The following is a 21,422-nucleotide window of genomic DNA, read 5'->3' as shown; positions in this document are numbered from 1 at the left end:
TATTATTAATAGGGGTATTGGTCTTTGCGGGCGGGGCGAGGATACTGGCCGCCGTTTCCCGTGACCTTGAGCCATCATGACTTTTAAAAGACTGACCGTTGTATTGCTGGCTTGCCTGACACTGTCCGCCTGCGGCGGGGTTGATCCGAATTCGCCCCTGGGCCAGCGCAAGGCCATTTTCAAGCAGATGCTTAAGACCGGCGAAGACCTGGGCGGCATGTTGCGTGGGCGCATTCCGTTCGACGGCGCAAAATTTGCCGAAGGCGCGGTCAAGCTCGATACGTTGTCCCATGAACCGTGGAAACATTTCCCGAGCGTGCGTGAAGAAGACCACACCAGCGCCAAGGACGACGTGTGGCAGCAACAGGCACGCTTCCAGGAAATGGCCCGAAACCTTGAAACGGCCACCGGTGAATTGGTGATCGCAAGTCAGGTCCAGCCTTACAAGGCGAGCAATCTCGGGCCTGCGGTGCAGAAAGTCGAAGATGCCTGCACCGCGTGCCACAAACAGTTCCGCGATCACTGAGGCGTCTTACTTGTCCAGTTCGTCCAGGGCGTCCTGCAAGTCCTTGCGTGACTGGGCCAGCTTGTCCTTGCGCTTGTTGATCTTGTCGGAATCACCCTTTTTCATTGCCTTGTCGAGGTCGGCCTGACGGCGGCTGACTTCGTGCTTGGCGTCGAGCACCTTGTTTTCGCGCTCCTTTTTCAAGGAGGCGTCGGTGCAGTTGGCAGTGACTTCACTCAGGGCTTTTTCCAGGCCGGCTTGCTGCTCGCTGTTGCCGTGGGCCTTGGCTTGTTCGATCTGGGTGCTGATGGCCTGGCGCTTGGCGGCGCAGCCGGTGAGTGGCGCGGTTTCTTCGGCTGCCAGCAGCGGCGTGGCCATCAGGGTCGCGACGGTCAACAGGGCAAAAGGTGCAAGAAATTTCATAAACGCTCCAAGGGGAACAAGGTCGCAATCAGGTGGGCAGGATGAATTCTGCCAGCACCGGTTAATGCCGCCGGGCAACGGTTAAAAACCATCTATTCCGGCAGCCCGTAATGTTTCACTCAAGGCCAGCACCTGCGGGTCGCGAAAAAAGGCGCTCAGTTGCGCCGCGCGGCCCGGGCCTATGCCGTCTTCGGCCAGCCAGGCTTGAGTGTCTTTGGCGGCCAGGGTTTGCCAGCCGCCTTGTAGATTGTTGCGGGCGGTGGGCGGTACTCCCAGGGCCATCAGCCATTGTGCGAACGGTCGCTGCCGGGCGCTGCGCAAGCTGTCGAGTAAACGCGCACTGCTGCGTTCACCGAATCCATCAATGTTAGCAAGCTCTGCCTCATCCAGGGTTAACCAATCGAGCAGGTCAACGATCAGACCGGCCTGAATCAAGCTGTTCCAGGTTTCGCGGCCGATGTGTGGCAGGGCCAGCCCCTGGGCGCCACTCAGCCAGGTCAGCCGAGCGAGCAGTTGCTCTTCACAGCCGGGGGCCAGTTGCCAACAACTCAACGGGTGAAAGTCCTTGGCCTGTGGGACCTGCAACTCGACCCGCGGCTGACTGCGCAGGATGACCCGGTCAAGACGCGGGATAACCTGGCCTGCGAGGCTGATGGAAACCTGGTCGCCAGGGCGGATATCCAGTTCCTGCCAGCGTTTCAGCGAGCCAACACTGACCCGGCTGATGTTCCGGTCGTCGAGCAGTACCGGCTCCAACTCCAGGATGGAGGTGATGCGCCCGGTACGGCCAATCTTGAAGTGCACCTTGTGTACATGGGCCAGCGCCTTGACCACCGGGTACTTCCAGGCAACCGCCCAATAGGGCGCGCTGACCCGCCATCGCTCTGCCGGCGCGCGCTGGCTTTGGTGCAGCACCACGCCGTCGCTGGCGAAGGGCAGTGGGTGGCTGTACCAGTAACTGCGCCAGTGCGCGGCTTCAGTGATGTCCTTGATCGGTTGGCTGAAGCGCCCGCTGTCGGTGAAGCCCCATTGCGCAAGCTGGTACAGCGCTTCGGAAAAGTCCCCGGGGCCTTTGGGCCATGCCCACACAAACAGACCGATATTGGCGGCGTCGGCTTCGCTCAACTGCCGGCGGTTCATCAGCCCGGCTACCTTGCTGCGGGCGCCGATGCCGCCTTTGACGGCTTGCACATGATCCGTCAGTCGCCAATAGAGTTCGCCTTGCAACAGCAGGTCTATAGGCTCGGGCAGTTGCTGGACGATTCCGGGGATCCTGCGGGCGGACGCTGACCAGTCCTGGCCCAGTTGGCCATCGCCGCGACTGATGAGCCGGCTCAGTCGGCCCTTGCGATAAACCAGTGTTACGGCGACGCCATCGACCTTGGGCTGAATCCACACGTCCTGACGAGTGCTCAACCAGCTTCGAACGGCGTTATCGTCCAGCAGTTTTTCCAGTCCGGTGTGAGGCGTCGGGTGGGAGATTGTGCCGCGTGCAGTGCCCAGCGGGTTATCCGTGACTGCAGCGCCGGGGGCAAAACAACTGCGCCATTGGGCCAGGCGCTGGCGGGCCTGGTCATAGAGCTCATCGCTGATAGGTGACTGGCCCAGCCGGTGGTAACTGTCATCCCATTGGCGGACCTGCTGCGCCAGGGTGGTGATCTGTGCTTGCGCGTGATCGGTGTCCCAGTCGGGACACTCCCGTGCCCACGCCATGAGCGGCGAGAAACTGAGTAAGAAGAAAAGCAGCAGGCGCATAGGCAGCGTCATCATGAGCATCCTTGCTCTGAAAGGGCGCTCAGCCTATGCCATCCCTGCAGGCATAAAAAAGCCCCGCAATCGCGAGGCTGTTTACCCGATGTTTCTGCTTACTTGAACAGACCGCCCAAGGCTTTCACGGTGTCGTTGCTGTCGGCCTTGGCCTGCTGCTTTTGCTGGCCTGCGTCGAGCTTGTCCTGGGACTCGCCGACTTTTTTGCAACCTTTGTTGACTTGATCCAGAGCGGCCTGCATGGCTTTCACTTTCAGGGCCTCGCCATTGGCCTTGGCGGCGTCGACTTTGGCTTGCAGGTCTTTGCTCTGTTTTTCGCAGTCGCCGGAAGACACACCCAGTTGGGACGTCAGGCCGCTGAGTGCGCTCAGGTCGGCGTGCGCCGGCAGGGCAAGCAGGCTGAGCAGAAGGGCGGCAGGGGCGAGTGTGGAAATGCGCATGAAAAACCTCAATGTTCGATTGCCTGCGCGCTTATGGGGCCCGGGCAGGCGCAGTGCAATATCCAGTAAAAGGTGAAGGCCCGGGAGGGCGCGGATTCTAGTGGGCCATCATTTGGCCTGCAAGCATTGGATCCAAAAAACGTGAACATTGCCCGTAAATCATCCGGCAATAAAAAACCCTGCCGGGAGAACCCGGCAGGGTTTTGGGTACAGCGTAAAGCGATTACAGGCCGGCGGCAGTACGCAGGTCGTTGGCGCGGTCGGTCTTTTCCCAGGTGAACGTGGTGAAGGTGTCGTTGCCGACAGTCTTCTGCTCCGGGGTACGACCGAAGTGGCCGTAGGCCGCGGTTTCCTGGTACATCGGGTGCAGCAGGTCGAGCATAGTGGTGATTGCGTACGGACGCAGGTCGAAGATTTCACGCACCAGTTTGACGATCTTGTCGTCGCTGATCTTGCCGGTACCGAAGGTGTTCAGCGAGATCGACGTAGGCTGGGCCACACCGATGGCGTAGGACACCTGAATCTCGCAACGCTCGGCCAGGCCGGCCGCCACGATGTTCTTGGCCACATAACGACCGGCGTAGGCCGCGGAACGGTCAACCTTGGATGGATCCTTGCCGGAGAACGCACCACCGCCGTGACGGGCCATGCCGCCGTAGCTGTCGACGATGATCTTGCGGCCGGTCAGGCCGCAGTCGCCTACCGGGCCACCGATGATGAACTGGCCGGTCGGGTTGATGTGGAACTGGGTGTCTTTGGTCAGCAGTTCGGCAGGCAGTACGTGCTTGACGATCAGTTCCATGACGCCTTCGCGCAGATCGGCGTAGGAAACGTCCGGATTGTGCTGGGTCGACAATACCACCGCGTCGATGCCGACCACTTTGCCGCCTTCGTAGCGGCAGGTCACCTGGGACTTGGCGTCCGGGCGCAGCCATGGCAGCAGGCCGGATTTACGAGCTTCGGCCTGGCGCTTCACCAACTGGTGGGAGAAGGTGATCGGTGCTGGCATCAGCACGTCGGTTTCGTTACTGGCGTAGCCGAACATCAGGCCCTGGTCGCCGGCGCCCTGATCTTCAGGCTTGGCACGGTCGACACCCTGGTTGATGTCAGGGGACTGCTTGCCGATGATGTTCATCACGCCGCAGGTCGCACCGTCGAAGCCGACGTCGGAGCTGGTGTAGCCAATGTCGGTGATCACGTCACGAACGATCTGCTCCAGGTCGACCCAGGCAGAGGTGGTGACTTCGCCGGCGATGATCGCCACGCCCGTTTTCACCAGAGTCTCGCACGCCACTCGGGCGAACTTGTCTTCAGCAATGATGGCGTCCAGCACCGCATCAGAAATCTGGTCGGCAATTTTGTCCGGATGCCCTTCAGACACGGACTCGGAGGTGAAAAGGGAGTATTCGCTCATCTCGATGTTTTCCTGATATTTACCGATGGTGAGTGTCGCCAGCCGGCCGCTGAAAATGGCGGACCTGAATCTGGAAACCATTACGTAAACCTACATAGAGGCTTTCCCCGGGAACGAGTCCCGCAGCGGTGGCCCAGCGGGCCAAATCGTCCTGTTCAAAACCCAGCCAGAGATCACCGCAGGCCTCCCTGGCCCAACTCTGGTTGTGGCTGCATAAATCCGTAATCAGCAGACTGCCGCCGGGTTGCAGCAAATTCGCCATCTGCTTGAGGGCTTCTGCCGGGGCGGCGAAATGGTGCAGGACCATGTTCAGCACCACGCAGTCGGCCCGCAGGCGGGTGTCATTCAGGGCGTCGGCCAACTGCAGGCTGACATTCCCCAGCGCTTCGCGTTCACACAACTGGCGAGCCAGCTCGAGCATCGCAGGGCTGTTGTCCAGCGCCGTGACCTGATGAAAACGTCGCGCGAGTTCCGGCAGGAAGCCACCGTCTCCGGGGCCCACTTCAACCGCCGTGGCCTCATCACTGAAGCTCAGCTTGTCCAAAAGTGCCAGCACGCTTTCACGGTATTGCGCCAAGCCGGCGATCAAGTCTTGCTGGGCGCGAAACTTCTCGGCTACCCGTGAGAAGAAGTCCTGGCTGGCCGCTGCACGTTGCCGGTGTACCTGGCTGATGCGCGATTGAACGTCCACCGGCAGGCTCAGGTTGTCGACTTCTTCGAGCAGCGCGGCGTGCAGCTTGCCGCCCAATAGTTCGGTGTGCGGCAGGGCGCGACGGTAAAAAATCGCATTGCCTTCACGGCGGGTGGCCACCAGGTCGGCCTGGGCCAGGACCTTTAAGTGATGGCTCATACCGGACTGGCCAATGGCGAAGATCTGCGCCAGCTCCAGCACCCCGAACGAGTCGTTGGTCAGCGCACGCAATACATTCAGACGCAACGGGTCGCCGCCGGCCTTGCACAGGGCTGCCAGCTCGTCGCTGTCGTCGGGGCGAATGGAAGGTGCGCTTACGTTCATAAGGCCAGCAGTCTAGAGACGGTGGGAAAACCCCGCAAGGGCAATATCAAAAAGTTTTGATATTGGTCGATAATCGGTGGTTATAAGCAGTCGCTATAACCTATGGACGAACCGGTAAACGGTTTCTCCAGCCAATCCGCAGGAAAAACACCCTCAAGTGACTATCTGTCATTGCCCCGAGGGCCGTGGCTGAGGGAAAATGCCGATCCTTTTTTCCGTTTCTTTTATTCAACTCCAGGAGATCAGCGATGCCCAGCCGTCGTGAGCGTGCCAACGCCATTCGTGCCCTCAGCATGGATGCCGTGCAAAAAGCCAACAGCGGCCATCCCGGTGCCCCGATGGGCATGGCGGATATCGCCGAGGTACTTTGGCGTGACTACCTGAAACACAACCCGAGCAACCCGTCGTTCGCCGACCGTGACCGCTTCGTGCTGTCCAACGGCCATGGCTCGATGCTGATCTACTCGTTGCTGCACCTGACCGGTTACGACGTCACCATCGACGACCTGAAGAACTTCCGCCAAATCCACAGCCGCACTCCGGGCCACCCGGAATACGGCTACACCCCAGGCGTCGAGACCACCACCGGCCCACTGGGCCAGGGCCTGGCCAACGCCGTGGGTTTTGCCCTGGCTGAAAAAGTCCTGGGCGCGCAGTTCAACCGTCCAAACCACAACGTTGTCGACCACCACACCTACGTGTTCCTGGGTGATGGCTGCATGATGGAAGGCATTTCCCACGAAGTCGCTTCCCTGGCCGGTACCCTGGGCCTGGGCAAGCTGATCGCCTTCTACGATGACAACGGCATCTCCATCGACGGCGAAGTCGAAGGCTGGTTCACCGACGACACGCCAAAGCGTTTCGAAGCCTACAACTGGCAGGTGATCCGCAACGTCGACGGCCACGATCCTGAAGAGATCAAGACTGCCATCGACACCGCCCGCAAGAGCGAGCAGCCGACCCTGATCTGCTGCAAGACCACCATCGGCTTCGGTTCGCCGAACAAGCAAGGTAAAGAAGACTGCCACGGCGCCCCACTGGGTGACGCGGAAATCGCCCTGACCCGCGCTGCGCTGAAATGGAACCACGGCCCGTTCGAAATCCCGGCCGACATCTACGCCGAATGGGACGCCAAGGAAGCAGGCAGGGCTGCCGAAGCCGAGTGGGACCAGCGTTTCGCTGCCTACTCCGCCGAATTCCCGGAACTGGCCAACGAGCTGGTACGTCGCCTCGCCGGTGACCTGCCTGCCGACTTCTCGGAAAAAGCCTCGGCCTACATCGCCGAAGTGGCTGCCAAGGGCGAAACCATCGCCAGCCGTAAAGCCAGCCAGAACACCCTGAACGCATTCGGCCCTCTGCTGCCCGAGTTCCTCGGCGGTTCGGCTGACCTGGCCGGTTCCAACCTGACCCTGTGGAAAGGTTGCAAAGGTGTTTCGGCTGAAGACGCCAGCGGCAACTACATGTACTACGGCGTGCGCGAATTCGGCATGAGCGCCATCATGAACGGCGTCGCCCTGCACGGCGGCCTGGTGCCTTACGGCGCGACCTTCCTGATGTTCATGGAATACGCGCGCAACGCGGTACGCATGGCGTCGCTGATGAAGAAGCGTGTGATCTTCGTCTACACCCACGACTCCATCGGCCTGGGCGAAGACGGCCCGACGCACCAGCCGGTCGAGCAATTGACCAGCCTGCGTACCACGCCGAACCTGGACACCTGGCGCCCATCGGACGCGGTCGAATCGGCTGTGGCCTGGAAGCACGCGATCGAGCGTAAAGACGGCCCTTCGGCGCTGATCTTCTCCCGTCAGAACCTGCAGCACCAAACCCGCGACGCGGCGCAGATCGAAGGCATCAGCCGTGGTGGCTATGTGCTGAAAGACTGCATCGGCGAGCCGGAGCTGATCCTGATCTCCACCGGTTCCGAAGTGGGCCTGGCGGTTCAGGCGTACGACAAGCTGACCGCTGCTGGTCGCAACGTGCGTGTGGTTTCCATGCCGTGCACCAGCGTCTTCGAGGCTCAGGATGCGGACTACAAGCAATCGGTGCTGCCGTTGCAGGTCAGCGCGCGTATCGCCATCGAAGCGGCTCACGCCGACTACTGGTACAAATACGTGGGCCTGGAAGGCCGCGTGATCGGCATGACCACCTACGGTGAGTCGGCGCCAGCGCCAGCGTTGTTCGAAGAGTTCGGTTTCACCCTGGAAAATATCCTGGGTCAGGCTGAAGAGCTGCTGGAAGACTAAGTAAGTCTGCGTTGTCTGTGCTGTTGCTATCGCGGGCAAGCCCGCTCCCACATTTGATCTCGGTCTAATGTGGGAGCGGGCTTGCCCGTGATGGCGATGGAACATTCAACACTGAACGAACATTGATCGAGAACCCCATGCCTCAACCGCGTCCCTACAAAGTTGCACTCAACGGCTACGGCCGGATTGGTCGTTGCGTCTTGCGTGCTCTGGTCGAGCGAGGGGCGGCGGCCGGGTTTGAAATTGTTGCGATCAACGATCTGGCGGACATGGCCAGCATCGAATACCTGACACGCTTTGACTCCACCCACGGCCGGTTCCCCGGCGAAGTGCGGGTCGAGGACGACTGTCTGCATATTAATGGCAACTGCGTGAAGGTATTGCGCAGTGCCACCCCCGAGGGCATCGACTGGGCGGCGCTGGACGTCGACCTGGTGCTGGAATGCTCCGGTGCCTATCACACCCGTGCCGATGGCCAGCGTTTTCTCGACGCCGGTGCGCCACGGGTATTGTTCTCCCAGCCGATGGCCAGCGAGGCGGATGTCGACGCCACCATCGTCTACGGCGTGAACCAGGATTGCCTGACCGGCGCCGAACTGCTGGTGTCCAACGCCTCCTGCACCACCAACTGCGGCGTGCCGCTGTTGCGCCTGCTGGACCAGGCCATTGGCCTGGAATACGTGTCGATCACCACCATTCACTCGGCGATGAACGATCAGCCGGTGATCGATGCCTACCACCATGAAGACCTGCGTCGTACGCGTTCGGCGTTTCAGTCAGTGATTCCGGTGTCCACCGGGCTTGCGCGGGGTATCGAGCGACTGTTGCCGGAACTTGCCGGGCGAATCCAGGCCAAAGCCGTACGGGTACCGACGGTGAATGTGTCTTGCCTGGACATCACCATGCAAACCGTCAGCGACACCGACGCCGGTGAAGTCAACCGGATCCTGCGCGACGCCGCCACCAGTGGCCCGCTCAAAGGCTTGTTGGCGTACACCGAGTTGCCGCACGCCAGCTGTGATTTCAACCACGACCCGCATTCGGCCATCGTCGATGCCAGCCAGACCCGCGTTTCCGGCCCACGGCTGGTGAACATCCTGGCGTGGTTCGACAACGAATGGGGTTTTGCCAACCGTATGCTGGACGTTGCAGAACACTATCTGCAAACAGCCTCTCCACAACTTTAGCTCTCAGGAATTGCCACCCATGACCGTGTTGAAGATGACCGACCTCGATCTGCAAGGTAAGCGCGTACTGATCCGCGAAGACCTCAACGTCCCAGTCAAGGACGGTGTTGTCACCAGCGATGCGCGAATCCTGGCCTCGCTGCCGACCATCAAGCTGGCCCTGGAAAAAGGTGCGGCCGTGATGGTCTGCTCCCACCTGGGTCGCCCGACCGAAGGTGAGTTCTCGGCAGAAAACAGCCTCAAGCCTGTGGCCGAATACCTGAGCAAGGCCCTGGGCCGCGACGTGCCGCTGGTAGCCGACTACCTGAACGGCGTGGACGTGAAGGCCGGCGACATCGTGTTGTTCGAAAACGTGCGCTTCAACAAGGGCGAGAAAAAGAACAGCGACGAACTGGCCCAGCAATACGCCGCCCTGTGCGATGTGTTCGTGATGGACGCCTTCGGCACTGCTCACCGTGCCGAGGGCTCGACCCACGGCGTGGCCAAGTTCGCCAAGGTCGCCGCAGCCGGCCCGTTGCTGGCCGCTGAACTGGACGCCTTGGGCAAGGCACTGGGCGCTCCGGCCCAACCGATGGCGGCCATCGTTGCCGGCTCCAAGGTGTCCACCAAGCTCGACGTGTTGAACAGCCTGAGCCAGATCTGCAATCAACTGATCGTCGGCGGCGGCATTGCCAATACCTTCCTGGCCGCTGCTGGCCACCCGGTGGGCAAGTCGCTGTACGAGCCGGACCTGCTGGACACCGCCCGCGCCATCGCCGCCAAGGTCAGCGTACCGCTGCCGGTGGACGTGGTGGTGGCCAAGGAGTTCGCTGAAAGCGCCGAAGCCACCGTCAAGCTGATCGCTGACGTTGCCGCCGACGACATGATCCTGGATATCGGCCCGCAAACGGCAGCCAACTTCGCTGAACTGCTGAAATCGTCCCAGACCATCCTGTGGAACGGTCCGGTCGGTGTGTTCGAGTTCGATCAGTTCGGCAACGGCACCAAAGTGCTGGCCCACGCCATCGCTGAAAGCTCGGCATTCTCGATTGCCGGTGGTGGCGACACCCTGGCGGCCATCGATAAATATGGCGTTGCTGACCAGATCTCCTACATTTCTACCGGTGGTGGTGCATTCCTCGAATTCGTCGAAGGCAAGGTACTGCCGGCCGTTGAAGTGCTGGAAAGCCGGGCGAAGGGCTGAGGCACTTGCTGAGGAAAAGGAGCATTCCGATGATCAAGTCGTTGGCACTGGTGATCGCAGCGGGCCTGTTGGCCGGCTGCGGGAGCACCCCGAACGCGGAGGCCGAGCCTGAAAAGTCCGGGGCTGCGCCGCGAAAGAGTTGCTACCAGGCCGACTGGCAAGCCGAAACCATGCCGGTGATCAACAAGCGCATCGGGCCTGACGGGTTGGAGAAATACGACTCCCCGCCCAAAGGTCAGGAACAGGGTTGCCCTTGACGGGTCTGATTCAATAACCGACAGCAGCGGTGGCCGCAGGTCGCCGCTTGAGGATTGGCAATGAAAGGCGTTTTCGCCCTGGCAGCACTGGCTTTATTGGCCGGATGCACCAACCTGAACATGTTCGACAAGAAGGCAGAGCCAGTAGACAAGTGGACCACCTGGACGTGTGACAGCCAGGCGCAAGTCAACTGGCGCTTCGCCGACCAGGCCCACACCCAGGTGGATGTACGCCTGGGTGGTTCGGACCAGGTTTACCGCCTCAAGCAGGACGTGGCGGCGTCGGGCGTGCTGTACAGCGACGGCCAGTTGGCGTTTCACACAAAAGGTGAGGAAGGCCTGGTTTACTGGGTTGCCACCGATGATTTGATCGGGCGCGGCTGTAAAGCTCAATAACACGCCGTGATCACCTGTAGGAGCCGGCTTGCCGGCGATAGCGTCAGCCGCCATCGCCGGCAAGCCGGCTCCTACAGACAGGTTTAACGATTAAGCAGGGCAGGCATTGAAAGCCTGACCTTCAATAACTTGAATAGCAGCCGCCGCTACGGCAGGCTTGCACGATTAACGACCCTCGACCGGGAGAGAGACTCACAATGGCACTTATCAGCATGCGCCAGATGTTGGACCACGCAGCCGAATTCGGCTATGGCGTTCCAGCCTTCAACGTCAACAACCTTGAGCAGATGCGCGCCATCATGGAAGCCGCTGACAAGACTGACTCTCCAGTGATCGTCCAGGCTTCGGCCGGTGCGCGTAAATACGCCGGCGCCCCGTTCCTGCGTCACCTGATCCTCGCCGCGATCGAAGAATTCCCGCACATCCCGGTGTGCATGCACCAGGACCACGGCACCAGCCCTGACGTGTGCCAGCGCTCGATCCAGCTGGGCTTCAGCTCGGTGATGATGGACGGTTCCCTGGGTGAAGACGGCAAGACCCCGACCGACTACGAATACAACGTACGCGTTACCCAACAAACCGTCGCCATGGCGCACGCCTGCGGCGTTTCGGTTGAAGGCGAGCTGGGTTGCCTGGGCTCCCTGGAAACCGGCATGGCCGGTGAAGAAGACGGTATCGGCGCCGAAGGCGTACTGGATCACAGCCAAATGCTGACCGACCCGGAAGAAGCTGCCGACTTCGTCAAGAAGACCCAGGTTGATGCCCTGGCCATCGCCATCGGCACCAGCCACGGCGCCTACAAGTTCACCAAGCCGCCTACCGGCGATGTGCTGGCCATCGACCGCATCAAGGAAATCCACAAACGCATCCCCAACACCCACCTGGTGATGCACGGTTCTTCCTCGGTACCGCAAGAGTGGTTGGCGATCATCAACCAGTACGGCGGCGACATCAAAGAAACCTACGGCGTGCCGGTTGAAGAAATCGTTGAAGGCATCAAGTACGGCGTGCGCAAGGTCAACATCGACACCGACCTGCGTTTGGCGTCCACCGGTGCGATGCGTCGCCTGATGGCCACCAACCCGAGCGAATTTGACCCACGTAAATTCTTCGGCGCTACCGTGACTGCCATGCGTGACGTGTGCATCGCGCGTTACGAAGCCTTCGGTACTGCGGGCAACGCTTCGAAGATCAAGCCGATCTCCCTGGAAGCGATGTACCAGCGTTACCTGAAAGGTGAGTTGAACGCCAAGGTTAACTAAGCCCTACGCGTTAATGAAAAAGCCCGCAGCGATGCGGGCTTTTTTGTGGCCGTGATTTACCGGTCCACCAGCACCTTCGGATTCGAGTTACCCCACACCGTATACAGATCCGCCAGCAACGCACCATTGATGTCTTCAACTTCCGCCTGGCTGGTCTCCACCGCGCCCTGCTTGCCGAACAGTACCACCTCGTCGCCGCTCTTCACGGTTGGTACGTCGGTGACATCCACCATCAGGGTGTTCATCGACACCTTGCCCACCACCGGCACGCGATGGCCGTTGATCAGCACCACGCCTTTGTTGGTGAACGCCCGGCGGTAGCCGTCGGAATAGCCGACGGTGATGTTTGCCAGTTTCGAATCCCGCGCCAGGGTGTAGGTGCGGTCGTAGCCCACGGTGTTGCCCTTCGGATAGCTGTTGACCGACGCCACGTGGGATTTGAACTGCATCACCCGCTTGTATTCGGTGAACGCCGGCACGGTATCGCCAAACAGCAGGCCGCCCGGACGAACCATGTCCAGCCGCGACTCGGGCACTTCCAGGGTGGCGAAGGAGTTGGCGGCGTGCAGGGTGATCTTGCTGCGGTCGAGCTGGGCGACGTTGATCAGCCAGTTGGCCTGTTCATTGAACGCCTTGAGCCCGGTGCGCACGTCGGCGGCGTCTTCAACGGCGAAGTGGGTCATGATCGCCGTCACCTGCAGGTTCGGCACCTTGGTAATGGCTACGGCGTCGCGGCGGCCCTGGGCGGTGGTCATTTCCACGCCGTTGCGGCTCATGCCGCTGGAATTCAGGCCCAGGTGCACGACCAGCGGGCGGCCGTGGTTTTCGGCGATCAGGCTGGCGCGCACGGCGAAGTCCAGATTGCCCACCAGCTCTTCGACGTTATACGGCAACGCAGCCTCCAGCTCGCTCAGGGCGGCGGTGCGTACGCGGATCAGTTGGCCCTTGAAGCCGCTTTCACGGACCACACGGGCTTCTTCGTTGCTGGCGATGCCGACGCAGGGCACGCCCAGTTTGATCACCGACGGCATCAGCAAGCCGATGCCGTGGCCGTAGGCATCTGCCTTGAGCACGGCGCAGATTTTCGATTTGTCAGCGAGGCTGGCTTGCAGGGTGCGGATGTTGTTTTCGAAGGCGACCTTGTTGATTTCGACCCAGGCGTTGCTGTCCTGGATATTGACCTGGGCCACCCCGTCGGCCATCGAGAGGGGCGGGGCGGCGAAGGCCGGGTTTTGCAGCAGAGCCATGCCCAGGGAGAGGGCGAGCAGGGTGCGGGAAAAGGGCATTGAGCAGTCTCCATGACTTTCTTATAGGTGGTAGTGCGCGTGCGCGGCGCCATACTCGGATTGTCCTACAAGAAAGTCGAGACCCTGGGTCGCGGTTCTGTCCTAAAGCGTCGTGGGACCGGTCGCTGAAGCGAATCAGCGTCAGTCGTGGTCAATGTCCAGCTTGGCAAAGGTCACCCGGGCGCCCTCCTTGCTGTTGCCACTGTTGTCCTGCACGTAGGCGCCGGCCTTGAAGTACAGCGGTTGTTTGCCCCACGCCGCGCCAATGCGTTCGTTCCACTGCCCGCTGGCCGCGTCGACACTCAACAGGCCGGCTTTATTCAGGTGGATGACGTAGGTGAAGTTGCGGTCCAGCGGCACGTTTTCGGCAACGATGATTACCCGCCCTTCATCTTCATTGGGGCGCATGCGCACCTTGGCGACGATGTTGCCGGTCTGGGTTTTTTCCTTGTACTGGTACTCGACCTTGATCAGCGGCTTCTGGCTGTCGTAGGCGTGGATTTGGCCGATGACGACCTTGCCGGAAGACGGCACCTGGTTGACCGCCAACGTGGCCCGCAGGAAGTTGTCGGCGTCGCCATACAGCCAGTTGCGCAGGCGACCATCGGCGTAGGTTTCCCGCAGTTCGCTGCGGGGGTAAACAGCGTTCTCGGTACGTGTGCCGGTGACCGGGGTCCAGAATTGCACGCTGCTGCCTTCGGCCTGGAAGTACTGGTCCTTGAACCCGCTGAGCAGTTTCGGGGTGTCGATGGTCGAGGGCGGGGAGCCGACGGGGATGCTCAGGTTCCAGGTGGACAGATCAATCATTGAAAGCGCCTTTAACAGGGGGAGAAGGTTGCGGCTCGAGAGCTGGCGCTTTCTTTATAGGTGGCTGGAAATGGATTGTTAATGATTTTGTGGCGGTTTATTGGCGTCAGCTAAATGTCAAAAAGCCATGTTTCCCGTAAACCGGGGGCTGTAGACACAGACCGTTAGTCGGTTGTCTGGACTTTGGCTCAATGATGGCACCGTCATGGCTTCTGCTTTGGGGGATCCAGGTCTAGAGTGAGTCCTTATTGTTTATCCGGGTTTTTCGCAAAAATGACCGGAACGACTCCGACGGAAGAGAAGCAGCAATGGAATGCGCTCCAATCAAGCCCCGCGATGGTTGTTCAGTGCTTTTGGTGGTCGATGACTATCCCGAAAACCTGATCAGCATGCGTGCGCTATTGCAGCGTGACGACTGGTGTGTGGTGACGGCGGCGTCGGGGGTTGAAGCCCTGGGATTGCTGCTCGAACATGACGTCGACCTGGTGCTGCTGGACGTGATGATGCCCGGCATGGACGGGTTCGAGGTGGCCCGGCTGATGCGCGGCAGCCAGCGCACGCAAATGACCCCGATCATCTTTCTCAGCGCCCACGCCCAGTCGCCGGCGGCAATGCTGGAAGGGTACGCCAGTGGCGCCATTGACTATCTGCTCAAACCCTTCGACCCGAATATCCTCAAGCCCAAGGTCCATGCCCTGCTGGAGCATCAGCGCAACCGCCGTGCCTTGCAGCGGCTGAGCCATGACCTGGAATCGGCGCGGGCCTTCAATGCCTCGGTGCTGGACAATGCCGCCGAAGGCATTCTGGTGGTGGGCGAAGACGGGGTGATCAGCTACGCCAACCCGGCGATTTCGCGGTTGCTGAATGCGCCGGTCGCCGAGATCCAGGGCGCCGAGTTCCTCGGTTTTTTGCAGAAGCCCCATGTGCCTGGCTGGTCCGACTCTGCCTTGTATGAAGGCTACAAGCGTGGCGAAACCTGGCGCCTGCACGATGCAATCCTGCGCACCGCGCCGGGCCAGCAACTGCCGGTGGCCATGTCGTGCGCGCCGCTGCCGGCCGAACAGAGAGCCATGGTGGTCACGGTGCTGGACATGTCCGAGGTGCGCCACTTGCATCAGCAACTGGAGTTCCAGGCAGTCACTGACCCGCTGACCGGCCTGCTCAACCGGCGCGGGTTTCACCAGTCGGTGGAGAATGTGCTGTTGCGCAGTGAGCGTAACGAGCAATCGCTGGTGCTGCTGTACCTGGACCTCGACGGCTTCAAGCGGGTGAATGATTCCCTGGGGCACGACGCCGGCGACCGGGTGCTGCGCTGGGTCTCGGAGCAGCTGAAGGCGTGCCTGCGCTCCTACGACATTCTTGGCCGCATGGGCGGTGACGAATTCACCGCGTTGCTGGAGCTGGAATTTCCGGAACAGGCGGCCAAGATTGCGGAAAAACTGATCGAACGGGTGTCGATCTGTCAGCAGGTCGACGGCCTGGACGTGATGCTCGGCGTCAGTATCGGCATCGCGACCTTCCCGGACTGCGGCTCGGACCTTAACGGCCTGCTGCGCGCGGCGGACGTCGCCATGTATGAAGCCAAGCGCGCCGGGCGTCAGCAGTATCGTTATTACGATCAGGAGATGAACGGCCGGGCCCGCTCGCGCCTGATGCTCGAAGACAGCGTGCGCAGCGCCATCGAGAGTAAGGATTTCACCCTGGTGTACCAGCCGCAGGTGTCGCTGCACGACGGCCACCTGCGCGGTGTCGAGGCGTTGCTGCGCTGGCAGCATCCGAGCGTCGGCGATGTGCCGCCGGGGCTGTTCTTGCCGTTGCTGGAAGAGGCACGGCTGATCAGCCAGTTGAGCAGCTGGATCTATCAACAGGTGGCCGCCCAGCGACAGGCCTGGACAGCGGTGCTCAGCGATGAGTTGGTGCTGAGCGTGAGCTTGAGCAGCAGCCAGTTCAATATGCCGAACCTGGCCAGCCAGTTGCAGCAGGTGCTGGAGCGACATGGGCTGCAAGGCCGGCAGCTGGAGGTGGAGATCAGCGAGGAAAGCCTGATGCACAACCTGGAAGAGTCCACCAAGCAACTCAGGCTGTTGCGCGGGGCGGGTGTGCGGATTGCTCTGGATGATTTCGGCGCAGGCAACTGCTCCCTGGCGCGCCTGCGGGACCTGGAATTCGACACCCTCAAGCTCGACCCCAAGCTGGTCGCCCGCGTTCCGGGTTCATCCCGGGATGCGGCGATGGCCCGGAGCATTATCGAGCTGTGCCGGCATTTCGACCTGCTGGTGATCGCCGAGGGCGTCGAAACTCAGGAGCAAGTTGAGTGGCTCAAGGCCAACGGCTGCCAGTTCGCCCAGGGGCCGCAGGTAGCGCCGCCGTTGATCGCCGATGAAATTGCCGACTGGCACCTGCGCGCAGCGCCACGCTGAATTCGCTACACTGGCGGCCATTCAAATACCCGTTGTAGACCCCATGACCGCGCTGAAATACCTCCAGGCCTACCCCGCAGCATTGCAGGAGCAAGTGCGCCAGTTGATCGCCAAGGACCAACTGGGCGACTACCTGACCCAGCGCTATCCCGAGCGCCACGGCGTGCAGAGCGACAAAGCCCTGTACAGCTACGCCCAGGCCCTGAAGCAGGAGCACCTGCGCAACGCGCCGGCCATCGACAAAGTGTTGTTCGATAACCGCCTGGACCTGACCCACCGCGCCCTTGGCCTGCACACCACCATCTCCCGAGTGCAGGGGGGCAACCTCAAGTCGAAGAAAGAAATCCGCATCGCTTCGCTGTTCAAGGAAGCCGCGCCGGAGTTTCTGCGCATGATCGTGGTACACGAACTGGCGCACTTCAAGGAATCGGACCACAACAAGGCGTTCTACAAACTCTGTGAGTACATGCTGCCGGGCTACCATCAGGTGGAATTCGACCTGCGGGTGTACCTGACCTGGCGGGACCTGCAAGGCAAGCCATAACCTTCAAAGGCGATCGAGCATGGATGTGAGCAAGACCAAAAGCAGCTTCTACCGGCGCCTCTACGTGGCGTATCTGATCGACAGCCAACGGGCCAGCAGCGTCCCGGCGCTGACCGAGGTCACGGGCATGCCCCGGCGCACCGCCCAGGACACGATCGCGGCCTTGGCGGACCTGGACATTGTGTGTGAGTTTGAACAGGAAGACGGTGCCCGCAACCATGCCGGGCGCTATCGGATTCGTGATTGGGGCGCAATTGACCGGCGCTGGATCGAGGCGAACCTAAGCCAGATCAAGCGCGTGCTGGATTATCCCTGACCCTGTGGCGAGTGGGCTTGTCCCCCATTGGGCCGCGAAGCGGCCCCAAAAAAGCGGGAGCGCTGCGCACTCCAACGGGGGACAAGCCCCCTCACCACAGGACAAGCCCCCTCACCACAAAAGCCCAGTGCTCAGGCCCGACGCATACCAATGTGTGGAATATCATCCTCAAGGTATTCCTCACCCGCCACCACGAACCCGTACCGCCCGTAATACCCCTGCAAATGCGCCTGGGCCGACAGATAGATCGGCACCTCAGGCCAGTGTTTCTCTGCCTGCCTGAGGGCTTCATCCATCATCTGGTGGCCCAACCCGGTGCCCCGTGCGCCTGGCGCGACGATCACCCGGCCAATCACCACATCGCCGCCCTGTGATTCAGGATCAAGCAGGCGCAGGTAGGCCTGCAATTGACCGTCGTCCCAGGCCATCAGGTGATGGGTATCACCGTCCAGGTCCTGGCCATCGATGTCCTGGTATACGCATTTCTGCTCGACAACGAAGACCTCCGAACGCAGGCGCAAGACGGCGTACAGCTGTTCCTTGCCCAGGTCATTGTGGTGTTTGCAGACCCATTCGACTGTCATGGTGTTCTCTCGGCTAATTGTCTGGTCAGGATAGTAAGCGCGCGGGAGGCGAGTGTCTAAATTGCGGATTTTTTGTGAGTGAGATCAATTTGCCATCATTCTGTGCAGGCGTGGCTGCCGTCTTTGTGTAATCTGCAGTACAGGCTCATTGATGAGCTACTGTTAAACCCTCGGGTTTGCCCCTGAGGTCAGGCCATAGAACGCCCGCCAAGGACTTGAGCATGCCGCGATTTTCTCGTGCCGTTGCTTTGATCGGTTTGTTGTTGCTGGCCCAGACGGCGGCAGCAGAGCGTTTGCGCCTGGTGGCGGATGCCTGGCCGCCGTTTACCGACGCCACCCTGATCAATGGCGGGTTGGCCACCGACATCGTGACCACCGCCCTGGCCCGCGCGGGCTACGCCAGTCAGTTTGAGCAGGTACCCTGGGCCCGGGCGCTGATGGGAGTGGGTGACGGGCGTTATGATGTGCTGGTCAACGCCTGGTACGACGACGCGCGGACCCAGTTGGGGCAGTTTTCCGGTGAATACCTGCTCAATAGGGTGTTGTTTCTAAAGCGGCGTGACGATCCCATCGAGTTCCAGAACCTGCAACAACTTCACGACTATCCCATCGCAGTGGTGCGCGGGTATGCCTATTCGGCCGCGTTCGACGCCGATCCGCAGTTGCAGAAAGTCCCTGTGCATAGCTTTGCCATGGCGGTGCGCATGCTGGCGGCGCAGCGGGTGCGGCTGACGGTGGAGGATGAATTTGTCGCCCGTTACTACCTGGCCCGGGAGTCCGCCACCGTACGCAACGCGGTGGAGTTTTTGCCGGTGCCGCTGAGCGAAAACAGCCTGCACATTCTGGTGAGCCTGAAAAACCCGCAACACGAGCAGATCGTCGCCGGGTTTGATCGGGAGATCGCGAAAATGAAAGCGGATGGCAGTTATGCGCGGTTGATGAAGCAGCACGGGATGTAGTGTTTTGGAGGGCCCCATCGCGGGCAAGCCCGGCTCCCACAGGAGTACTCGGTCAACTGTGGGAGCCGGGCTTGCCCGCGATAGCGGTTTAATCCGCGCCGGTATCTTTGATCAGGTGAGCCGCCAGTGTGCGCAACGGCCCCAATTGCCGGCAGATCAACGCCAGTTGCGTCTGCACCAGCCGCTGCCCCTCGTCGATCTCATCCGGCATCTGCTCCAGGTCCACCGCCAACGCTTCTTCCGCATCACTCTGGATCGCGATCGGCTGCTTGTTGGCCAGCCCCGTGGCGATCTCGTCAATGCTCGCCGCCAGCGTCTTCCCGGCGCCGTCGATCAGGTGCTCGCGTACTTCGGCCGGCAGTTGGGTTTCACGGTGTGCACCGAGGCCCGAGAGGTAGCTGAGCAGCGTGTGGGACAGCACCAGGAACCTGAACCCCACATCCGCTTCCTTACGGAAATGCCCCGGCTCCATCAGCATGTTGGCCAGGGTGGTGGACAGCGCCGCGTCGGCGTTGTGGGCGTTGCGCCGGGCCAGGCGGTAAGCCAGGTCGTCGCTTTTGCCGGCGGCGTATTGCTGCATGATCTGGCGCAGGTAGATGCTGTTGCAGGTCAGGGTGTTGGCCAGCACCTTGTTCAGGCGTCGGCCCTGCCAGTCCGGCAGGAACAGGAACACCGCCAGCCCGGCGATCAGGCTGCCGAGCAACGTATCGAACAAGCGTGGCAGGAACAGCCCGTAGCCGTCGCCCACCTGGTTGAAGCAGAACAGCACCATCAGCGTGATCGCCGCGGTCGCCAGGGTGTAGCGGGTGGTGCGGTTGATAAAGAACACCAGGCCGGCGGCGATGGCGAACATCGACTGGATCAGCGGGTTGGGGAACAGGTCGAACAGCGCCCAGGCGATGGTCAGGCCGATGGCGGTGCCGATGATCCGCTGGCCCAACTTGCGACGGGTGGCGCCGTAGTTCGGCTGGCACACGAACAAGGTGGTGAGGATGATCCAGTAGCCCTGGGACGGGTGAATCAAGTGCACCATCCAGTAGCCGATACTCAGCGCCAGGGGCAGGCGCAGGGCGTGGCGGAACAGCAAGGAGGTCGGCGTCAGCTGTGTGCGCAGGCGTGTCCACATTTCCTTGAGGTTGCGCGGTGCACGGTCCAGCAGGCTGCTGTCGGTGGCATCCGCCAGGCTGTCGGGGTTGGCGGCATCGCCCAGCAGGCGGTCCAGGGTCGACAGGTTGGCCGCCAGGGCGCGCAGGGAGCGCAGCAGGCCGCGCCAGGCCGGGTTGCTCTGGATGCGCAGGTGTTCCAGGGAGGCATTCAGGTCGCCCAGGGCTTCGGCGAAGCTGTCGTCATAGACGAAGGGCTGGCGCATCTGGATCGATTCGGCGAGGGTCTGGCAGGCCTTGCCTTGCTGGCGCAGCAGGCGCTGGCAGCGGAACAGCACGTCGCTGTGGAAGAAGGCTTCGGCGAGGGCGTTGTAAGGGTAATGCGAGGAACTGGCCCGTTCGTGGATGTCCTGGGCCAGGAAGTACAGCTTGAGGTAGCGGCTGACCTTGGAGCCCGGGCGACCGTTGCCGACCCGGTGCAGGATGATTTCCTTGGCGGCGTTCAGCGCCGCCACTACCCGGCCATTTTGCTGCGCCAGTTCCAGGCGCCGCGCTTCCACATCCAGCTGGCGGATCGGCTCGAACAGCGACGACTTGAGCTTGAGGTAGCGCCCCAGCTCGCGAAACAACCGAGCCAGGCTCTGCTGCACCGGCTGGTTGGAAAACAGCAGCTGCCACAACACCGACAGCACGCCATACCACGCGGCACCGGCCACCAGCAGCAAGGGCTCATGCCAGAAGTCAGTGACCGCGCCGCCGCGCTGGTCCACCCCGATCATGGTGTAGACCGAGAGAATCAGGGTGGCCGACGCAATCGCCCCATAGCGCTCGCCCAGCGCACCGAGCATGGTCAGGCCGAAGCTGGAGAGCGCGAGGAAAATCGCGAAGATCCAGGGATAGGGAAACAGGAGTTCGACGGAGAGTGCGGCGGTGCTGAAGCACACCAGTGTCACGGCCAGGGCGTTGAGCCGGCCTTGCCAGTTGTCATCGGTCTCGGCCAGGGCGCTCGCGATAATTCCCAGGAACAACGGGATCAGCAGCGCCATTTCATTTTGGTACCAGCACAGCGCCATGCTGCCGGTCAGGGCGATGAATACCCGTACGCTGTAACTGAACTTGTCCAGTGCCCAAAGGCGCCGCATGGACTGCTTGAAGGAGGTCGATGACATGAAGTCTGGGGTCTTCCGGGACGATGCCGCTAAATTGAGCTATCAAGGACGCCACGGCAAGCGTGGCGATCACATCCAACAGCAAAATTTATTACAGGCATTCTCTCAAGAACACCTCAAGCCAGCTCCCACCGTTTGA

Annotated in this window: 21 protein-coding genes; 12 read left to right on the top strand and 9 right to left on the bottom strand. The window is 61.2% G+C overall.

The window, feature by feature from the left end:
- The first annotated feature begins 76 nt into the window (after positions 1-76).
- Positions 77-526: a c-type cytochrome gene (locus JFV30_RS26775; protein WP_010167598.1), complete on the top strand. Its 450-nt coding sequence runs from the start codon at positions 77-79 to the stop codon at positions 524-526.
- 6 nt (positions 527-532) lie between these two features.
- Here the strand turns inward: JFV30_RS26775 and JFV30_RS26770 are convergent, their stop codons facing one another.
- From JFV30_RS26770 to JFV30_RS26750, 5 genes are all read right to left on the bottom strand, one after another.
- Positions 533-928: a DUF1090 domain-containing protein gene (locus JFV30_RS26770; RefSeq protein WP_169386944.1), complete on the bottom strand. Its 396-nt coding sequence runs from the start codon at positions 926-928 to the stop codon at positions 533-535.
- An 81-nt stretch (positions 929-1,009) separates the two neighbouring features.
- On the bottom strand, positions 1,010-2,695 hold the full coding sequence (ligB, locus tag JFV30_RS26765) for an NAD-dependent DNA ligase LigB (RefSeq protein WP_242487206.1): 1,686 nt from the start codon (positions 2,693-2,695) through the stop codon (positions 1,010-1,012).
- Positions 2,696-2,793: 98 nt separating this feature from the next.
- Positions 2,794-3,135 (bottom strand): DUF1090 family protein, encoded by a 342-nt coding sequence (locus JFV30_RS26760; protein WP_201125579.1) that lies wholly within the window; start codon positions 3,133-3,135, stop codon positions 2,794-2,796.
- Between the two features lie 223 nt (positions 3,136-3,358).
- Positions 3,359-4,549: a methionine adenosyltransferase gene (metK, locus tag JFV30_RS26755; protein WP_201125578.1), complete on the bottom strand. Its 1,191-nt coding sequence runs from the start codon at positions 4,547-4,549 to the stop codon at positions 3,359-3,361.
- Between the two features lie 19 nt (positions 4,550-4,568).
- Positions 4,569-5,564: an ArsR/SmtB family transcription factor gene (locus JFV30_RS26750; RefSeq protein ID WP_201125577.1), complete on the bottom strand. Its 996-nt coding sequence runs from the start codon at positions 5,562-5,564 to the stop codon at positions 4,569-4,571.
- A 248-nt stretch (positions 5,565-5,812) separates the two neighbouring features.
- Here JFV30_RS26750 and tkt point away from each other — a divergent pair, with 248 nt between their 5' ends.
- The 6 genes from tkt to fba all read left to right on the top strand — a co-directional run bounded on the left by tkt (position 5,813) and on the right by fba (position 12,095).
- The gene (gene tkt, locus JFV30_RS26745) at positions 5,813-7,810 is read left to right on the top strand and encodes a transketolase (RefSeq protein WP_169386946.1); all 1,998 of its coding nucleotides are present in this window, start codon (positions 5,813-5,815) and stop codon (positions 7,808-7,810) included.
- 137 nt (positions 7,811-7,947) lie between these two features.
- Entirely contained in the window at positions 7,948-8,997 is a 1,050-nt protein-coding gene (gene epd / locus JFV30_RS26740; RefSeq protein ID WP_201125576.1) for an erythrose-4-phosphate dehydrogenase, read from the top strand.
- A 19-nt stretch (positions 8,998-9,016) separates the two neighbouring features.
- Complete coding sequence (locus tag JFV30_RS26735) at positions 9,017-10,180, top strand: phosphoglycerate kinase (RefSeq protein ID WP_102605030.1); 1,164 nt, start codon at positions 9,017-9,019, stop codon at positions 10,178-10,180.
- Positions 10,181-10,209: 29 nt separating this feature from the next.
- A complete protein-coding gene (locus JFV30_RS26730; protein ID WP_201125575.1) occupies positions 10,210-10,437 on the top strand; it encodes a hypothetical protein in 228 nt (75 codons plus the stop codon).
- A 60-nt stretch (positions 10,438-10,497) separates the two neighbouring features.
- A complete protein-coding gene (locus JFV30_RS26725) occupies positions 10,498-10,833 on the top strand; it encodes an MliC family protein (RefSeq protein ID WP_010167585.1) in 336 nt (111 codons plus the stop codon).
- Between the two features lie 197 nt (positions 10,834-11,030).
- Positions 11,031-12,095, top strand: a complete 1,065-nt coding sequence (gene fba, locus JFV30_RS26720) for a class II fructose-bisphosphate aldolase (protein WP_003177554.1) — start codon at positions 11,031-11,033, stop codon at positions 12,093-12,095.
- A 56-nt stretch (positions 12,096-12,151) separates the two neighbouring features.
- Here fba and alr read toward each other — a convergent pair whose 3' ends face one another.
- Together alr and JFV30_RS26710 are read right to left on the bottom strand one after the other, a co-directional pair.
- Positions 12,152-13,381, bottom strand: coding sequence for an alanine racemase (alr, locus tag JFV30_RS26715; protein WP_201125574.1), 1,230 nt, complete (start codon positions 13,379-13,381; stop codon positions 12,152-12,154).
- A gap of 141 nt (positions 13,382-13,522) precedes the next feature.
- A complete protein-coding gene (locus JFV30_RS26710; protein ID WP_010167573.1) occupies positions 13,523-14,188 on the bottom strand; it encodes a polysaccharide lyase family 7 protein in 666 nt (221 codons plus the stop codon).
- Between the two features lie 308 nt (positions 14,189-14,496).
- Here JFV30_RS26710 and JFV30_RS26705 point away from each other — a divergent pair, with 308 nt between their 5' ends.
- Genes JFV30_RS26705 through JFV30_RS26695 form a run of 3 tightly spaced genes read left to right on the top strand, consistent with a single transcriptional unit; the run spans position 14,497 to position 17,468 of the window.
- A complete protein-coding gene (locus tag JFV30_RS26705; RefSeq protein WP_201125573.1) occupies positions 14,497-16,608 on the top strand; it encodes a putative bifunctional diguanylate cyclase/phosphodiesterase in 2,112 nt (703 codons plus the stop codon).
- Between the two features lie 43 nt (positions 16,609-16,651).
- Positions 16,652-17,152, top strand: a complete 501-nt coding sequence (locus JFV30_RS26700; RefSeq protein WP_010167569.1) for a M48 metallopeptidase family protein — start codon at positions 16,652-16,654, stop codon at positions 17,150-17,152.
- Positions 17,153-17,171: 19 nt separating this feature from the next.
- The gene (locus JFV30_RS26695) at positions 17,172-17,468 is read left to right on the top strand and encodes a winged helix-turn-helix domain-containing protein (protein ID WP_010167567.1); all 297 of its coding nucleotides are present in this window, start codon (positions 17,172-17,174) and stop codon (positions 17,466-17,468) included.
- A gap of 131 nt (positions 17,469-17,599) precedes the next feature.
- On the opposite strand, the gene JFV30_RS26690 is transcribed toward JFV30_RS26695, so the two are convergent.
- Positions 17,600-18,052, bottom strand: coding sequence for a GNAT family N-acetyltransferase (locus tag JFV30_RS26690; protein WP_010167565.1), 453 nt, complete (start codon positions 18,050-18,052; stop codon positions 17,600-17,602).
- A 221-nt stretch (positions 18,053-18,273) separates the two neighbouring features.
- On the opposite strand from JFV30_RS26690, the gene JFV30_RS26685 reads away from it, so the two are divergent.
- Complete coding sequence (locus tag JFV30_RS26685) at positions 18,274-19,011, top strand: substrate-binding periplasmic protein (RefSeq protein WP_010167563.1); 738 nt, start codon at positions 18,274-18,276, stop codon at positions 19,009-19,011.
- Positions 19,012-19,099: 88 nt separating this feature from the next.
- On the opposite strand, the gene yccS is transcribed toward JFV30_RS26685, so the two are convergent.
- Complete coding sequence (gene yccS / locus JFV30_RS26680; RefSeq protein ID WP_010167562.1) at positions 19,100-21,283, bottom strand: YccS family putative transporter; 2,184 nt, start codon at positions 21,281-21,283, stop codon at positions 19,100-19,102.
- Here yccS and JFV30_RS26675 point away from each other — a divergent pair.
- Entirely contained in the window at positions 21,282-21,422 is a 141-nt protein-coding gene (locus JFV30_RS26675) for a hypothetical protein (protein WP_158000312.1), read from the top strand. The genes yccS and JFV30_RS26675 overlap by 2 nt on opposite strands.

This window comes from Pseudomonas sp. TH32 (assembly GCF_016650855.1).
GTDB lineage: Bacteria > Pseudomonadota > Gammaproteobacteria > Pseudomonadales > Pseudomonadaceae > Aquipseudomonas.
The sequence above is the reverse complement of the archived record's forward strand: the minus strand, read 5'-3'. Positions and strand labels throughout refer to the sequence as shown.

Excerpts from the sequence above, each read along its gene's own strand:
- JFV30_RS26760 (WP_201125579.1), bottom strand. The coding sequence starts at position 3,135 with ATGCGCATTTCCACACTCGCCCCTGCCGCCCTTCTGCTCAGCCTGCTT.
- metK (WP_201125578.1), bottom strand. The coding sequence starts at position 4,549 with ATGAGCGAATACTCCCTTTTCACCTCCGAGTCCGTGTCTGAAGGGCAT.
- ligB (WP_242487206.1), bottom strand. The coding sequence starts at position 2,695 with ATGACGCTGCCTATGCGCCTGCTGCTTTTCTTCTTACTCAGTTTCTCG.
- JFV30_RS26735 (WP_102605030.1), top strand. The coding sequence starts at position 9,017 with ATGACCGTGTTGAAGATGACCGACCTCGATCTGCAAGGTAAGCGCGTA.
- JFV30_RS26690 (WP_010167565.1), bottom strand. The coding sequence starts at position 18,052 with ATGACAGTCGAATGGGTCTGCAAACACCACAATGACCTGGGCAAGGAA.
- fba (WP_003177554.1), top strand. The coding sequence starts at position 11,031 with ATGGCACTTATCAGCATGCGCCAGATGTTGGACCACGCAGCCGAATTC.
- JFV30_RS26725 (WP_010167585.1), top strand. The coding sequence starts at position 10,498 with ATGAAAGGCGTTTTCGCCCTGGCAGCACTGGCTTTATTGGCCGGATGC.
- JFV30_RS26750 (WP_201125577.1), bottom strand. The coding sequence starts at position 5,564 with ATGAACGTAAGCGCACCTTCCATTCGCCCCGACGACAGCGACGAGCTG.
- JFV30_RS26700 (WP_010167569.1), top strand. The coding sequence starts at position 16,652 with ATGACCGCGCTGAAATACCTCCAGGCCTACCCCGCAGCATTGCAGGAG.
- yccS (WP_010167562.1), bottom strand. The coding sequence starts at position 21,283 with ATGTCATCGACCTCCTTCAAGCAGTCCATGCGGCGCCTTTGGGCACTG.
- JFV30_RS26770 (WP_169386944.1), bottom strand. The coding sequence starts at position 928 with ATGAAATTTCTTGCACCTTTTGCCCTGTTGACCGTCGCGACCCTGATG.
- JFV30_RS26775 (WP_010167598.1), top strand. The coding sequence starts at position 77 with ATGACTTTTAAAAGACTGACCGTTGTATTGCTGGCTTGCCTGACACTG.
- JFV30_RS26685 (WP_010167563.1), top strand. The coding sequence starts at position 18,274 with ATGCCGCGATTTTCTCGTGCCGTTGCTTTGATCGGTTTGTTGTTGCTG.
- JFV30_RS26730 (WP_201125575.1), top strand. The coding sequence starts at position 10,210 with ATGATCAAGTCGTTGGCACTGGTGATCGCAGCGGGCCTGTTGGCCGGC.
- epd (WP_201125576.1), top strand. The coding sequence starts at position 7,948 with ATGCCTCAACCGCGTCCCTACAAAGTTGCACTCAACGGCTACGGCCGG.
- JFV30_RS26705 (WP_201125573.1), top strand. The coding sequence starts at position 14,497 with ATGGAATGCGCTCCAATCAAGCCCCGCGATGGTTGTTCAGTGCTTTTG.
- tkt (WP_169386946.1), top strand. The coding sequence starts at position 5,813 with ATGCCCAGCCGTCGTGAGCGTGCCAACGCCATTCGTGCCCTCAGCATG.
- alr (WP_201125574.1), bottom strand. The coding sequence starts at position 13,381 with ATGCCCTTTTCCCGCACCCTGCTCGCCCTCTCCCTGGGCATGGCTCTG.
- JFV30_RS26695 (WP_010167567.1), top strand. The coding sequence starts at position 17,172 with ATGGATGTGAGCAAGACCAAAAGCAGCTTCTACCGGCGCCTCTACGTG.
- JFV30_RS26710 (WP_010167573.1), bottom strand. The coding sequence starts at position 14,188 with ATGATTGATCTGTCCACCTGGAACCTGAGCATCCCCGTCGGCTCCCCG.
- JFV30_RS26675 (WP_158000312.1), top strand. The coding sequence starts at position 21,282 with ATGAAGTCTGGGGTCTTCCGGGACGATGCCGCTAAATTGAGCTATCAA.